Source organism: Streptomyces sp. NPDC003379, assembly GCF_053589195.1.
Window position 1 is genome coordinate 1 of sequence record NZ_JBSFRK010000088.1, and the last position, 16,818, is coordinate 16,818.

A 16,818-nucleotide genomic window follows, 5' to 3' on the forward strand; every position below is an offset into this window, starting at 1 on the left:
CCGCCACCACCCGCACCGCATCCCCCAGCGACCACACACCCGCCACATGAGCCGCCGCCAACTCACCCACCGAATGCCCCATCACAAAGTCAGGGCGCACCCCACAACGCTCCAACAACCGGAACAACGCCACCTCGAACGCGAACAACCCGGCCTGCGTATAAGCCGTCTCATCCAACAACCCCGCAGCCCACGAACCCACCCCCGCCCACAACACCTCACGCAACGGCACCTCCAACACCCCGTCAAAGGCCCCACACAACTCCTCAAACACCTCACCGAACCCCGGCACACCAGCCAACTCACGCCCCATCCCCACCCGCTGCGACCCCTGGCCCGAGAAGACGAGGGCCAGGCGGCGGTCTCCGGCGGTGGTGTCGCGCACCACGTTTCCGGCCGGCTCGTCGGCGGCCAGTGCTGCCAGGCCGGCGTCCAGTTCGGCGCGGTTCGCGCCGAGCACCACGGCGCGGTGTTCGAGGGTGGCCCGGGTCGACACCAGCGACCAGGCGATGTCCGCGTCGGACGCCTCCGCGGTGGCCGCGAACTCCCGCAGGCGCGCGGCCTGTCCGCGCAGCCCGGCCGGGGTGCGGCCCGAGATGACCCAGGGCAGCACGCCGTCGGCGGCGTCCACGGGCGGCGGGTCCGCAAGCTCGGCGGTGGCGTGGTGCGCGGGCTGTTCCGACGGCGCCTGCTCCAGGACGACGTGCGCGTTCGTGCCGCTGATGCCGAACGCGGAGACACCGGCCCGGCGCGGGTGCCCCGTCTCCGGCCACGGCCGGCTCTCGGTGGCCAGTTCCACCGCGCCCGTGGACCAGTCGACGTGCGGTGTCGGCTCGTCCACGTGCAGCGTCTTGGGCACCACGCCGTGCCGCATCGCCTCGACCATCTTGATGACCCCGGCGATGCCCGCGGCGGCCTGCGTGTGGCCGATGTTCGACTTCAGGGCGCCCAGGAGCAGCGGCTGTCCGTCGGGGCGGTCCTGGCCGTAGGTGGCGAGCAGGGCCTGCGCCTCGATCGGGTCACCGAGGGCGGTGCCGGTGCCGTGCGCCTCGACGACGTCGACCTCGGCGGGCTTCAGCCCCGCGCTCGCCAGCGCCTGGCGGATCACCCGCTGCTGCGACGGACCGTTCGGCGCCGTCAGACCGTTCGACGCGCCGTCCTGGTTCACCGCCGAACCCCGCACCACCGCGAGCACCTCGTGACCGTTGCGCCGCGCGTCCGACAACCGCTCCACCAGCAGGACGCCGATGCCCTCGGAGAACCCGGTGCCGTCGGCGCCCGCGGCGAACGCCTTGCAGCGGCCGTCCTGGGACAGGCCCCGCTGCCTGCTGAAGGAGACCAGCAGCTTGGGAGTGGGCATGACGGCGACGCCGCCCGCCACGGCCAGCGTGCACTCGCCCTGGCGCAGCGCCTGCACCGCCTGGTGCAGCGCCACCAGCGACGACGAGCACGCCGTGTCCACCGTCACCGCCGGACCCTCGAAACCGAACGTGTACGACACCCGGCCGGAGGCCACGCTGCTCGCGTTGCCGGTGAGCAGATGGCCGTCGAGGCCGTCCTCGGGGGTGAACAGGTCGATGCCGTAACCGGAGACGGCGCCGCCGAGGAAGACACCGGTCGGGGTGGAGCGCAGGCTCAGCGGGTCGACGCCGACGCGCTCCAGCGCCTCCCAGGTGGTCTCCAGGAGCAGCCGCTGCTGCGGGTCCATGGCGAGGGCCTCGCGCGGCGAGATCCCGAAGAACTCCGCGTCGAAGTCCGCGACGTCCGCGACGAACCCGGCCGTCCGGGTGTGGGAGGTGCCCGCACGGTCCGGGTCCGGGTCGAACAGGGCTGCCATGTCCCAGCCGCGGTCGGTGGGGAACTCGCTCAGCGCGTCCCGCTCGTCGACGAGCAGTCGCCACAGGTCCGCGGGCGATGCGACGCCGCCGGGGAAGCGGCAGCCCATGCCGACGATGGCGATGGGCTCGTCGTCGTCGCGTGCCACGGTGATGGCGGCGGGCCGGGCGGGGACCGCGGGCGCGCCGTCGGGCAGGACGAGCGGCAGCAGGTGCGCGGCCAGCGCGAGGGGCGTGGGGTGGTCGAAGACGGCGGTGACGGAGAGTCGTACGCCGGTGGCGGTGTTGAGGCGGTTGCGCAGTTCGACGGCGGTGAGCGAGTCGAAGCCGAGGGCCTTGAACGGCCGGTCGGCGCCGACCTCGGCCGCGTCGTCGTGCCCGAGCACGGCCGCGGCCTGGCCACGCACCAGTTCCACCAGGGTCCGGCGGCGCTCGGCGTCCGGGAGCGCGGCCAGCCGGTCCCCCAGCTCCAGCGTCACGCCCTCGGCGGCGGCGCGGCCGAGGACGCGCCGCGGCCGGACGAGGCCGCGCAGCAGCGGGGGCACGGTGTCCGCCGTACGGGCCTTGGCGAGGTCGAGGCCGATGGGCACGGTGAGCGCCCGGTCGAGTCCGAGCGCCGCGTCGAAGAGGGCGAGTCCCGTCCCGGTGGGCAACGGCCGTACGCCGGTCCTGCCGATCCGCTGGAGGTCCACCTGGTCCAGTACGCCGGTCATGGCGCTGGCGTCGGCCCACAGGCCCCAGGCCATGGAGTGTGCGGGCAGTCCCTGCGCGCGGCGGTGCTGGGCGAGGGCGTCGAGGAAGGCGTTGGCCGCCGCGTAGTTGCCCTGGCCGGGGGCGCCGAAGACTCCGGCGGCGGACGAGAACAGTACGAAGAAGGCGAGGTCGGCGGTGAGTTCGTGCAGGTGCCAGGCGGCGTCGGCCTTGGGCCGCAGCACGGTGTCGAGGCGCTCCGGGGTGAGGGCCGCGACCACGCCGTCGTCCAGCACCCCGGCCGCGTGCACGATGCCGCGCAGGCCGGGCAGTGCGGCGATCAGTTCGGCCGCGGCGTCCCGGTCGGCGACGTCGCAGGCCACGATGCGGGGCACGGCGCCGAGTCCGGCCAGTTCGGCGGCGAGTTCGCGGGCGCCGGGCGCCTGCGGGCCGCGGCGGCTGGTCAGCACCAGTTCGGTGACGCCGTGCTCGGTGACGAGGTGGCGGGCCACGGCGGCGCCGAGCACACCGGTGCCGCCGGTGATCAGTACGGGCCCCTCGGCGGCGTCGTGCGGGAAGGGCGCGGGCTCGGCCTCGTGGATCCGGGCCAGCCTGGGGACCAGGGCGGTGCCCTTACGGACGGCGATCTCCGGTTCACCGGCGGCCGTCGCCGCCGCGACGACGGTCGGCAGCGCCGCGAGGGAGGCGGCCGTCCCGTCGAGGTCGACCTGCGTGAGGCGGCCGGGGTACTCGGCGACGGCCGAGCGCACGAGGCCGCGCGCCGTCGCCGCGGGCACGTCGACGGGCTCACCGTGCAGGACCGCGGCGCCACGGTGGGTGAGGATCACCAGGTGTACGGGTTCGAGGGCGTCGTCCGCCGTCCAGGCGCGGATGGTCTCCAGGGCGAGGACCGCCGCGTCTCTGGCGGCTGCCGGGGTCTCGGCGTCGGTGCCCGTGGCGCTCGGCACGGTCAGGAACACCATGTCCGGGGCGGCCCCTTCGACGGTGAGGGCCGCGCGCAGCTCGTCCAGGTCGGCGAGGACCGTGGCGCCCTCCGGTGCTGCCGGGCCCTCGCCCAGGAAGACCTGGTTTCCGCCCGTAGCTCGGGCCGGGGGCGCGTCCGGCAGCGGCGCCCAGGAGACCTCGTACAGCGAGGACGGCGAGGACAGCGCGTCGGGCGCCCCGACGACCTCGGCCGCGTCGAAGGGGCGGGTCGTGATCTGCTCGACGCTGAGCACGGGGCGGCCCGTGGGGTCGGTCAGCAGCAGCTCCACCGCGTCGGGGCCGACGGGGCGCAGCCGTATCCGTACGGCGGTGGCGTCGGTGGCGTGCAGCTCTACGCCCGTGAAGGCGGCCGGTGTGGTGCCTTCGGCGGGCTGGAGCGCGGCGTCCAGCAGGGCGGGGTGCACGCAGAACCGCGCGGCGTCGCCCGCCGCGGACTCCGGCAGCTCGGCCTCGGCGAAGATCTCCCGGCCGCTGTGCCAGACCCCGCGCAGGCCGCGGAAGACGGGACCGTGGGCGAGCCCGGCCTCGGCCAGACGGGCGTAGAGCTCGTCGGGGTCGGCCGGGGTGGCGCCGGTGGGCGGCCAGGTGCCGCCCAGTTCGTCGGGGACGGTCGTCGCGGTCCGGGTGCCGAGGGTTCCGGTGGCGTGCAGGGTCCAGGCGCGGTCGGGGTCCTCGGACGCGTCGGTACCGGCGAAGACCCGCACGCGGCGGCCGCCGTGCTCGTCGGGGGCGTCCACGACGACCTGGATGTCGACGCCGGGCGTGCCGGGCGCGGTGCCGGGCGCGGATTCCTTCGCGGTGCCGGGGAGCACCAGATGCTGGTGCACCTCCAGGTCCGCTAGGCGGTCGGCGCCCAGGTGCTCGCCTGCGTGCAGGGCCAGTTCGAGCAGCACGGCGGCGGGTACGACGGTGCGGCCGGAGACCGTGCGGTCGGTGAGCCAGGGGTGGGTGTCGGGGCCGAGGCGTCCGGTGCAGACGTAGCCTTCGCCGTCGGCGAGGGCGATACCGGCGGAGAGCAGCGGGTGGCCGAGCGCGGACAGCCCGGCGCCCGAGACGTCCGCGGTGCCGGCCGCGCTGTCCAGCCAGTAGCGGCGGCGCTGGAAGGCGTAGGTGGGCAGGTCGGTGTGTGTGGCGCCGGTTCCGGCGAAGACGGCCCGCCAGTCCGGGCCCACGCCTTGGACCCACAGTTCGGCGAGGGAGGTCAGCAGGCGGCGCGGGCCGCCCTCGTCGCGGCGCAGGGTGCCGACCGCGACCACGTCGGTGCCCAGCGCGCTGCCGGTGTCCTCGACCGCGGCGGTCAGCACCGGGTGGGCGCTGGTCTCGACGAAGGTGGTGCTGCCGTCGCGGATGAGGGCCCGGACGGTGTCGTGGAAGCGGACGGGCTCGCGCAGGTTGCGGTACCAGTACTCGGCGTCGGCCGCGCCGTCCGCGAGGAGTCCGGCGGTGACCGTGGAGTACATGGGCACGCGGGCCGGGCGCGGGGTCACCGGGGCGGCAAGTTCAAGAAGAGCGTCGCGCAGCCGTTCGACCTGCGCGGTGTGGGAGGCGTAGTCCACCGGGATGCGGCGGGCACGCACTTCGTCCCGCTCGCAGGCGGCCATCAGCTCGTCCAGGGCGGCGGCCTCACCGGCCACGACCGTGGACTGCGGGCCGTTGACGGTGGCGACGTCGATCCGGCCGTCCCAGGGGGCGATGAGTTCCTCGGCCGCGTCGCGGGTCAGGGGCAGCGAGACCATGCCGCCCTGCCCGGCGAGTTCCCGGCCGATGAGGCGGCTGCGCAGCGCGACGACGCGGGCCGCGTCTTCCAACGTGAGTACGTCGGCGACGACGGCGGCGGCCAGTTCGCCCTGGGAGTGCCCGACCACGGCGGACGGCTCGACCCCGTGGCAGCGCCACACGTGGGCCAGGGAGACCATGACCGCCCACAACAGGGGCTGGACCACGTCGACCCGCTCCAGCGAGGGGGCGCCGGGCCGCTGGTGCAGCACGTCGAGCGGCGAGAAGTCGATGTGCGGGGCGAGTGCCGCGGCGCACTCCTCGAAGCGGGCCGCGAACTGCGGTGAGGTCGCCAGGAGTTCGGTGGCCATGCCGGCCCACTGCGCGCCCTGGCCGGGGAAGACGAACACCACGTCGGAGGAGGCCTCGCCGGAGACGACACCGGAGACGACACCGGCGGCGGGCTCACCGCCCTCGACGGCGGCGAGCCCCGCCGCGAACTCCGCACGGTCGCCGCCGAGCACCACGACACGGTGCTCCAGACCGGCGCGCTCGGTGGCCAGCGACCAGCCGATGTCGGCGGGGGCCGCGTGGGGGGCGGGCGCCGCGTGGGAGGCGGCGGCCGCCCCGGAAGAACTGGTCGCCCCGGAAGCCGTGACGAACTCCCGCAGGCGCCCCGCCTGTCCCCGCAGCCCCGCGGCCGACTGCCCGGAGAGCGGCCAGGGCACCACGCCCCCGGCGGCCACCACTCCGGACGGGGCCGACAGGCCCTCGGGCTCGTCGGCATGCTCGGCAGGCTCGGCAGGCTCGGCAGGCTCGGCAGGCTCGGCGGACTCCACAGGTTCGGCGGGCTCGGCGGACCCCGCGGACACCGCCGGCGCTTCCTCGACGATGACGTGCGCATTGGTGCCGCTCACCCCGAACGAGGACACACCGGCCCGCCGCGGCTGCCCCGTGTCCGGCCACGGGCGGCTCTCGGTGACCAGTTCGACGGCGCCGGAGGCCCAGTCGACGTGGGTGGTGGGCTCGTCCACGTGCAGTGTCTTGGGGACCGTGCCGTGGCGCATGGCCTCGACCATCTTGATGATGCCGGCGACGCCCGCGGCGGCCTGGGTGTGGCCGATGTTGGACTTGACCGAGCCGAGCAGCACCGGGCGCTCGCTCGGGCGGTCCTTGCCGTAGGTGGCGAGGAGGGCGTCGGCCTCGATGGGGTCGCCGAGCGTCGTGCCGGTGCCGTGCGCCTCGACCACGTCCACCTGGGCGGGGGCCAGCCCGGCGGTGTCCAGGGCCTGGCGGATGACGCGCTGCTGGGAGGGTCCGTTCGGCGCGGTCAGGCCGTTGGAGGCGCCGTCCTGGTTCACCGCGGTGCCCCGGATGACGGCGAGCACCTCGTGGCCGTTGCGGCGCGCGTCCGAGAGCCGCTCCACCAGGAGCAGCCCGACGCCTTCGCCGAGCCCCGTACCGTCCGCGCTCTCGGCGAACGCCCGGCACCGGCCGTCACGGGAGAGCCCTTGCTGGCGGCTGAACTCGACGAACACCTCGGGCGTCGCCATGACCATCACACCGCCGGTGAGCGCCAGTGAGCACTCGCCGCGCCGCAGGGCGTTGATCGCCAGATGGAGCGCCACCAGCGAGGACGAGCAGGCCGTGTCGACGGTGAGCGCCGGGCCCTCCAGACCGAGGGTGTAGGAGATCCGACCGGAGATGACGCTGTCGGCGCGCCCGGTGAGCAGATAGCCCTGCACCTCGTCGGCGGCGACGGCCCGGTCGCCGTAGCCGTGGAAGCTGGAGCCGACGAAGACGCCAGTGTCGCTGCCGCGCAGCGCGGTGGGGTCGATGCCGGAGCGTTCGAACAGCTCCCAGGAGGTCTCCAGGAGCAGCCGCTGCTGCGGGTCCATGGCCAGCGCCTCGCGCGGGGAGATCCCGAAGAAGGCGGCGTCGAACTCGGCGGCCTCGTGCAGGAACCCGCCCTCGGCGACGTACGACGTGCCGGGGCGCTCGCCCGTCACGTCGAACTGGCCCGCCACGTCCCAGCCGCGGTCGGCGGGCAGCCCGGAGACGGCGTCGGCGCCGTCGGCGACCAGCTGCCAGAGCTCCTCGGGCGAGGCCACGCCCCCCGGGTAGCGGCAGCTCATCCCGACGATGGCCACTGGTTCGGCGGCCGCCGACTCCACCTCGCGCAGCCGTGACTTCGTCTCCTTCAGCTCCGCGGTCACGCGCTTGAGGTAGTCGAAGAGCTTCTCTTCATTCGCCATGGGGGACGGGTCCATCCTTTGCAGTGCTGAAGGGCGGCAGTCGTGTTCCGGGCCGGGTCAGGGGGTCGGCACGCGGGGTGGTCGGCCGATCCGGATCACGACTCCCCCAGCTCTTCGTCGATCATGGCGAACACCTCGTCCTGGGAGGCGGCCCGCAGATCCCACTCGGGACCGGACCCGGCGCCCGAGGTGACGACCGAGTCGGGGCTGACCCGGCGCAGCAGCTTCTCCAGCCGCTCCGCCACCTCTCCCCGGGCCGGGTCGTCGTCGCGCAGGGTGGCCAACTCGACGTCGAGGCGGTCGAGTTCGTCGAGCAGTGGGCTGGTGGACGTCTCGTCGCCGCAGAGCAGGTCGTGGAGGTACGCGACGAGGTCGGCGACCGTCGGGTAGTCGAAGATGAGGCCGGCGGGCAGCTTGTGGCCGACGGCGTTGCCGAGCCGGTTGCGCAGCTCCACCGCGGTGACCGAGTCCAGGCCAAGCTCCCCGAACGGGCGGGCGAGCGGCACCGATTCGGCGCCGTCGTGGCCGAGGACGGCCGCTGCGTGCGTGCGGACCGCCTCGCGCAGCACCCGGTCCTGTTCCTTGCGGGCGAGGCCGCGCAGGCGCTCGACCAGCGCTGGGCCCGCCTGGCCGCCGCCGGTAAACGCCCTGCCGCCGGTGCCCGGCCGGTCCGCGGCCGGTTCCTGGGAGCGGGCGACCTCCGCCAGGCCGTACAGCAGCGGGCTGGGCCGGGCGGCGGTGTAGGCGAGCTGGAACTTGTCCCACTCGATGTCCGCGAGCACCACGAAGGTGTCGTCGCCGGCCAGGGCCCGCTCCATGGCGAGCGTGGCGCGCTGCGGGGACATGAGCGGCACCCCGTGCCTGCGGCGCAGATCGGCGACGGCGTCCTTCTCGGCCATGCCGCCCTGGTCCCACGCGCCCCAGCCGATGGACGTCGCCACCTGCCCGTGTGCCCTGCGGTACCAGGCCAGGGCGTCCAGGTAGGCGTTGCCGGGCGCGTAGTTGCCCTGGCCGGCGGCGCCGAAGGTGCCCGCCGTGGAGGAGAAGAGGACGAACGCCGACAGGTCCGCGTCCGCGGTCAGCTCGTGGAGGTTCCAGGCGGCGCCGGCCTTCGACCGGAGCGCCGCCGCGACGCGGCCCGGCGTCAGGGTCTCCAGCGGTCCGTCGTCCAGGGCCGCCGCGGTGTGGAAGACCGCGGTGAGCGGCGACTCGTCCGGGATGGTGGCCAGCGCGGCCGCCAGCGCCCGACGGTCGCCGACGTCGCAGGACAGGAGGGTCACCCGGGCGCCCGCTCCGGTCAGTTCGGCCGTCAGCTGTTCGGCGCCCGCCGCCTCGGGGCCGCTCCTGCTGAGCAGCATCAGGTGCTCGGCGCCCCGGGCCGCCAGCCACCGCGCGAGGTGGCCGCCGAGCGCGCCGGTCCCGCCGGTGATCAGCACGGTGCCCTTGGGGGTCTGCCAGCCGCCGCGCCCCGCGGAGGCGGCGGTGCGCACCAGCCTCCTGGCCCGTACGCCGGAGGGGCGCACCGCGAGCTGGTCCTCTCCGCTGCCGCCGGACAGCAGCGCGCACAGCCGGTCGACGTCCCGCTCCCCCGGCTCGGCCGGCAGGTCGATGAGCCCGCCCCAGCGGTCCGGGTACTCCTGGGCCGCCACCCGGCCGAGGCCCCACACCGTCGCCTGCTGGGGGCCGGTGAGTTCGCCGTGGCCGCCGGTGGTGACCGCGCCGCTGGTCACGCACCACAGGGGGGCCGTGATGTCGCCGGTGGCCAGCGCCTGGATCAGTGCCAGGGTGCGGGTGAGGCCGAGGGGCACGGCGGGGTGCGCGGGGTGGGGCTCCTCGTCCCAGCCGGTCAGCGCGAGCACTCCGGCCGCCCGCTCGTGCCCGTCCAGGGCGTGCAGCCGCGCGGCGATCTCGTCGACGTACGCGGTGTTGCCGGTGTCGTCGGCGTTCTCCGCGTGCTCCGTGGGGAGCAGGAGGTGCTGGACGGCGCCGCCACTGCGCTCGATGCCCGCGCCGATGGCCCGCACCCTCGGGTCGTCGGCGTGCTCCTCGGGGACGGCCAGCAGCCAGGTGCCCGCGAGCCGGGCCTGTGCGTCCTGGACCGGCGCCCACTCGATCCCGTACCGCCACGCGTCCACGACGGACTCCTCGCGCTGCTGCCGGTGCCACGCGGAGAGCGCGGGCAGCACGGTGGCCAGCGAGGAGCGTACGGAGTCGTCCGCGACGCCGAGTTCGGAGGCGAGCCCTTCGGTGTCCTCACCGGCCACGGCCGACCAGAACGCGGCGTCCAGGCCGGAATCGCCCGTGCCGCCCACCGCCGAAGCGGGCGCGGGCGCATCCAGCCAGTACCGCTGACGGTCGAAGGCGTAGGTGGGCAGGTCCACGGTCCGGCCGCCGTCCAGCGTGCTCGTCCAGTCGACCGGAATCCCCGCCACGAACAGTTCCGCGAGGGCGGTAAGCACCCTGCCGCGGCCGCCGTCGTCGCGCCGCAGCGTGCCGACGACCACGGGCCCCGCCGTGAGGTCCGTCAGGCTCTCCTCGATGCCGGTGGTCAGCACCGGGTGCGGGCTGACCTCCACGAAGACGCCGTGTCCCGCGTCGGCCAGCGCCTGTGCGGTCCGCTGGAAACGGACGGGTTCACGGAGGTTGCGATACCAGTACTCGGCGTCGGCCACGCCGTCCCCGAGCAGCTCCCCGGTGACGGTCGAGTACATCGGTACGTCGCCCGGACGCGGCGCCACCGGAGCGGCCAGCTCCAACAACGCCTCCCGCAACAACTCGACCTGCGGAGTATGAGACCCGTAATCCACCGGAATACGACGCGCCCGCACCCCCTCCCGCTCACACACCCCCATCAGCTCATCCAGCGCCGCCGCCTCACCCGCGACCACCGTCGAACGAGGGCCATTGACCGTCGCCACACTCACCCGCCCCGCCCACGGGACGATCAGCTCCTCCGCCGCGTCCTCCGCGACCGGCAGCGACACCATGCCGCCCTGCCCGGCCAACTCCCGGCCGATCAACTGACTCCGCAGCGCCACGATCCGCGCGCCGTCCTCAGTGGACAGCACACCCGCCACCACGGCAGCCGCCAGCTCGCCCTGCGAGTGGCCCACCACGGCAGACGGCTCGACACCATGCGCCCGCCACACCGAGGCGAGCGAGACCATGACCGCCCACAGCATCGGCTGGACCACGTCCACCCGGTCCAGCGACGGCGCTCCCGCGCGCTCCCGCAGCACATCCACCGGCACCCAGTCGATGTGCGGCGCCAACGCGGCAGCACACTCCCCGAACCGCTCCGCGAACACCGGTGAGCTGTCGAGGAGTTCGGTGGCCATCCCGGCCCACTGCGAACCCTGGCCCGGGAAGACGAACGCGGTCCTGGTGCCGCGCGCCGCCGTGCCCTCGACCACGCCGGGGGCCTCCTCGCCCCGGCCGAACGCGGCCAGGCGGGTCAGCAGTTCCTCGCGGTCGCGGCCGATGACCACGGCGCGGTGCTCGAAGGTGGCTCGGGTCGTCAGCAGGGAGCGGGCGACGTCGACGGCGGCGAGAGGAGCGGCGGCGCTCACGTGCGCGTGCAGTCGGCGGGCCTGCTCGCGCAGGCTCTCCGGGCTCTTGGCGGAGATCACCCACGGCAGGTGGACGCCGGTGTCCTCGCCGGGCCGGGCCTCGGCCCCTGATTCGGGCCCGGACTCGGGCACGTACTCCAGGATGGCGTGCGCGTTGGTGCCGCTGATGCCGAACGAGGAGACGGCGGCCCGCCGAGGGCGGCCGGTCTCCGGCCACGGCACGCTCGCGTCGGCCAGCCGCACTCCGGAGGCGGTCCAGTCGATGTGCGGCGTCGGCTCGTCGCTGTGCAGGGTGCGCGGTACGACGCCGTGGCGCAGGGCGAGCACCATCTTGATGATGCCGGCGACACCGGCGGCGGCCTGGGTGTGACCGATGTTGGACTTGACCGAGCCGAGGAGCAGCGGCCGGTCCTCGGGACGGTCCTTGCCGTAGGTGGCGAGCAGCGCCTGGCCCTCGATGGGGTCGCCCAGCGGGGTGCCGGTGCCGTGCGCCTCGACGGCGTCGACGTCGGCGGGCGTGAGCCCGGCGTTGGCGAGCGCCTGCCGGATGACCCGCTGCTGCGCGGGGCCGCTCGGCGCGGTGAGGCCGTTGGAGGCGCCGTCCTGGTTGAGGGCGGAGCCGCGGAGCACCGCGAGGACGGGGTGGCCGTTGCGGCGGGCGTCGGAGAGCCGCTCGACGACCAGCATGCCGACGCCCTCGGCGAAGCCCATGCCGTTGGCGTCGGCGGAGAACGCCTTGCAGCGGCCGTCGGGCGCCAGACCGCTGATCCGGCTGAACTCCACCATGGGGCGCGGCGTCGACATGACGGTGACGCCACCGGCGACGGCCAGTGTGCAGTCGCCGTTGCGCAGGGCGTGCGCGGCCTGATGCAGCGCCACCAGCGACGACGAGCAGGCGGTGTCGACGGTGATCGCGGGGCCTTCCAGGCCGAGGGTGTAGGCGATGCGGCCGGAGGCGACGCTGTTGGCGCTGCCGTTGCCCAGGTATCCCTCGTAGCCGCTGAGCAGGTCGGGGAAGCGTGCGGCGTAGTCGTTGTAGATCAGCCCGGTGAACACGCCGGTCGGGGTGGAGCGCAGCGTGCCCGGGTCGATGCCGGCCCGCTCCAGCGCCTCCCAGGTGGTCTCCAGGAGCAGCCGCTGCTGCGGGTCGGTCGCCTGGGCCTCGCGGGGTGACATGCCGAAGAAGCCGGGGTCGAAGTCCGCCATGTCGTGGAGGAATCCACCGACCTTGGCGAAGCGCAGCTCGGGGGCCTCGGGGTTGTGCAGGTCCACCGGGTCCCAGCCGCGGTCGGCGGGGTAGTCACCCATGGCGTCGCGCTCTTCGGTGAGCAGCCGCCACAGCTCCTCGGGCGAGTCGACGCCGCCGGGGAAGCGGCAGCTCATGCCGACGATGGCGATCGGGTCGTCGACGGAGGCGACGGCCGGTGCGGCCGGCACGGCGACGTGCGCGGCGGCCGGGGTGGCGGCGGCGTCCACGCCGAGGCGTACGCCCACTTCGGCGGCGAGGGCCGTGGGCGTGGGATGGTCGAAGACGGCGGTCACCGGCAGGCGCAGGCCGGTGGCGGAACCGATCCGGTTGCGCAGTTCGACGGCGGTCAGCGAGTCGAAGCCCATGTCGCGGAAGGCGCGGTCGGTCTCCACCGCTTCGGCGCCGCCGTGCCCGAGGACCATCGCGGCCTGGGCGCGCACCAGTTCGGTCAGCGCCCGCTCGCGGTCGGCCGGTGCCAGCGCGGCGAGCCTCCCGCGCAGCCCGTCGCCCCCGGCCGCCGGGGTGTTGGCGGCGGAACGCTTGGCCGTGGTGCGGACGAGGGCGCGGAACAGCGGGGCCGGGGGCCGCTGTTCGCGCAGCGCGGCCACGTCGAGCCGGACGGGGACGGTGTGCGGGTAGGGAAGGCGCACGGCGGCGTCGAACAGGGCGAGGCCCTCGTCGGTGGCGAGCGGCCGGATGCCGATGCGCCGCATCCGGTCGAGGTCGGCGGTGCCGAGGGTGCCGGTCATGGCGCTGCGCTCGGCCCACAGCCCCCAGGCGAGGGAGTGCGCGGGCAGCCCCTGGGCGCGGCGCTCCTCGGCGAGGGCGTCGAGGCAGGAGTTGGCCGCCGCGTAGCCGCCCTGCCCGGCGGAGCCGAGGACTCCGGCGGCCGAGGAGAAGAGCGCGAACAGCGCCAGGTCACGGCCGCGGGTGAGCTCGTGCAGGTTCCGGGCCGCGTCCAGTTTGGGACGCAGCACGGTGTCGAGGCGCTCGGGGGTCAGCGCGGTGACGACGCCGTCGTCCAGGGCGCCCGCGGCGTGCACGACACCGCACAGCCCGTCGATGTCCTCCAGGAGCCGGGCGAGGGCCGCGCGGTCCGCGGCGTCGCAGGCCTCGACGCGTACGGTGGCGCCGAGTGCGGCGAGTTCCGCGGCGAGTTCGCGCGCCCCGGGCGCGTCCGGGCCGCGGCGACTGGTGAGCACCAGGTCGCGCACGCCGTGCCCGGTGACGAGATGGCGGGCCACGGCGGAGCCGATCAGCCCGGTGCCGCCGGTCACCAGGACGGTGCCGTCCAGCGTGCGGCGCGCGTTGGTCAGGACGACCTTGCCGGTGTGGCGGGCCTGGCTCATGTACCGGAACGCCCGCGGCGCCTGGCGGGTGTCCCACGCGGTGACCGGCAGCGGGGTCAGCTCGCCCCGCGCGAAGAGACCGGCCAGGCGGGTGAGGATCTCGCCGAGCCGGTCGGCGCCGGCCTCACCGAGGTCGAAGGCCCGGTACCGCACGCCGGGGCGGGAGGCGGCGACCTCGTCGGCGTCACGGATGTCGGTCTTGCCCATCTCGACGAACCGGCCGCCGTGCGGCAGCAGCCGCAGCGAGGCGTCCACGTACTCGCGGGCCAGGCTGTTGAGTACGACGTCGACGCCGCGCCCCTCGCTGCGCGCGAGGAACCGGTCGGCGAAGTCCAGGGTGCGCGAGGAGGCGAGGCGTTCGGGGGCGACGCCGTTGGCGCGCACGGTGGGCCACTTGGCCTCGCTCGCCGTCGCGTACACCTCGGCCCCGAGGTGCCGGGCGAGCTGTACGGCGGCCATGCCGACGCCACCGGCCGCCGCGTGCACGAGCAGCGACTCGCCCTCGCGCAGCTCGGCCAGGTCGACGAGCGCGTAGTAGGCGGTCAGGAACGCCGCGGGCACGGACGCCGCCTCGGCGAACGTCCAGCCGTCCGGCATCGGCACGAGCATGCGACTGTCGGCCACCGCCATTGGGCCCGCGTACGAGCCGGACAGCAGGCCCATGACGCGGTCGCCGACCGCGAACCCGGTGACGCCGGGGCCCACCTCGGTGACGATGCCCGCGCCCTCGCTGCCGAACAGGGCCTCTGTGTGGGGTACGACGCCGAGCGCGACGAGCACGTCCCGGAAGTTGACGCCGGTGGCGCGTACGGCCACCCGTACCCGGCCCTCGTCGAGGGGCGCCGCGGCGCGCGGGGCGGCCGCGAGGCGCAGTCCGTCCAGGGTGCCCGCCGTGTCGAGGTCCACGCCCCAGGCGTCCGCGTCGGCCTCGGTCCGGGTCTCGGTCTCGGCCCCGGTCTCGGGGAGGGCCAGGGTGCCGGCGTCGGCGGGTGCGACGCGGCCGAGCCGGGGCACGGTTACCGCCGCGGAGCGTATGGCGGCCTCGGTTTCGTCGGCGGCCACCGCGGCGGCGGCCGCGACGGGCAGGGCGGCGGCGGACGCCGGGTCGCCGTCCACGTCGACCAGCAGGAAGCGGTCGGGGTGTTCGGAGCGCGCCGAGCGCACCAGGCCCCGCACGGCCGCGTGCCCCGGCTCGGGCCGCTCACCCGGTGCCACGGCCGCGCCGCCACGGGTCACCACGACCAGCCGCGCCTCTTCCAGCTCCGCCAGGGCGAGCCAGTCCCGCACGGTGCCGAGCACGGAGGCCAGCAGCTCACGCACCGCCGCGGGGGTGTCCTCGGTGGCCGGCCGGGGGCAGGGCAGGAACACGGTGCCCGGTACGGGGGCACCGCCCCGGACGCTCTCGGCGAGCGCGGCGAGATCCGGGTGCGCCGGCAGACCGAGGCCCGGCAGAGCCTCGCCCAGCACGACCGCCGACCCGTCGGATCCGGCCGAACCGACGGCCAGCGGCGCCCAGTTGACCTCGTACAGCGAATCAACGGACCGGCCGGTGAGCGCGTCGGCGGTGAGCGGCCGCGAGGTGAGCGCGTCGATGGTGAGGACCGGCAGCCCGGTGTGGTCGGTGAGCCGCACCGAGAGGGCGTCGGTGCCGACCGGGGTCAGCTGTACGCGTGCCGTGGTGGCCCCGGTGGCGTGCAGGCGGGCCCCGGCGAACGAGAACGGCATGAGCCGCTCCCCCTCCCCCTCCCCCTCTCTCTTTCCCTCTCCCTTGCCTTCCAGCAGGGTCACCAGACGCGTCTGGAGCGCCGCGTCGACCAGTGCGGGGTGCACCCCGAACCGTCCGGCGTCCCGCTGGGCGCTCTCCGGCAGCGCGACCTCGGCGAACAGTTCCTCGCCGCGCCGCCATACCGCGCGTATGCCTTGGAAGACGGGGCCGTAGCCGTAGCCGGCGGCCGCCATGCGGTCGTAGAGCCCGTCGATGTCCACGGCCTCGGCACCGGCCGGCGGCCAGGCGGTGGCCGCCGTATCCGCCGTGTGCTGGGCGTCGGGCGCGGTGGTCAGCAGCCCCTCGGCGTGGCGTATCCACTCGGTGCCGCCGTCCTCCTGGTCCGGGCGGTGCGTCCGGGAGTGCAGCCGCACCGGGCGCCTGCCCTGCTCGTCGGGTGCGTCGACGGCGACCTGGATGTCGACCACCGTGTCACCGGTCGGCACGGAGAGCGGCGCGTGCAGCACGAGTTCGTCGAGCAGTTCGCTGCCGACGCTCTCGCCCGCGCGCAGCATCAGTTCGAGCACGGCGGCGCCCGGCACCAGCGCCCGGCCCAGCACGGTGTGGTCGGCGAGCCAGGGATGGGTGTGCAGGGAGACGCGGCCCGTGGAGACATGGCTTTCGCCGTCGGCGAGCGCGATGCCGGCCGCGAGCAGCGGGTGGCCGAGCGCGGACAGCCCGGCGCCGGACACCTCCGCGGTGCCGGCGGCCCCGTCCAGCCAGTAGTGGCGACGCTGGAAGGCGTACGTGGGCAGCTCGACGCGCCGGGCGCCGGTGCCCGCGTACACCGCCTGCCAGTCCGGCTCCACACCCCGCGCCCACAGCTCCGCGAGCGAGGTGAGGAAGCGCCGGGTGTCGCCCTGGTCGCGGCGCAGGGTGCCGCCCGCGAAGACGTCCACGCCCGCCGCCTCGCCGGTCTCCTCGACCGGGGACGTCAGTACGGGGTGGGGGCTGACCTCGACGAAGGTGGTGTGGCCGGAGGCGATGAGCCCCTTGACGGTGTCGTGGAAGCGGACGGGCTCACGCAGATTGCGGTACCAGTACTCGGCGTCGGCCACGCCGTCCCCGAGCAGCTCGCCGGTGACGGTCGAGTACATGGGTACGTCGCCCAAGCGCGGCGCCACCGCAGCGGCCAGCTCCAACAACGCCTCCCGCAACAACTCGACCTGCGCCGTGTGCGACCCGTAATCCACCGGAATACGACGAGCCCGCACCCCCTCCCGCTCACAGGCCGCCATGAACTCATCCAGGGCGGCGGCCTCACCGGCCACCACCGTGGACCGCGGGCCGTTGACCGTCGCGACACTCACGCGCCCCGCCCAAGGAGCGATCAGCTCCACCGCCACGGTCTCGGCGACCGGCACGGAGACCATCCCGCCCTGCCC

Annotated in this window: 2 protein-coding genes; both read right to left on the reverse strand. The window is 75.1% G+C overall.

Annotation, left to right across the window (positions count from 1 at the left end):
* A partial coding sequence (locus ACWDVB_RS39020) for a type I polyketide synthase (protein ID WP_451612046.1) occupies nucleotides 1-7,516 on the reverse strand: 7,516 nt, incomplete at its 3' end.
* A gap of 80 nt (nucleotides 7,517-7,596) precedes the next feature.
* Complete coding sequence (locus ACWDVB_RS39025; RefSeq protein ID WP_451518927.1) at nucleotides 7,597-16,806, reverse strand: type I polyketide synthase; 9,210 nt, start codon at nucleotides 16,804-16,806, stop codon at nucleotides 7,597-7,599.
* Between the last annotated feature and the right edge of the window lie 12 nt (nucleotides 16,807-16,818).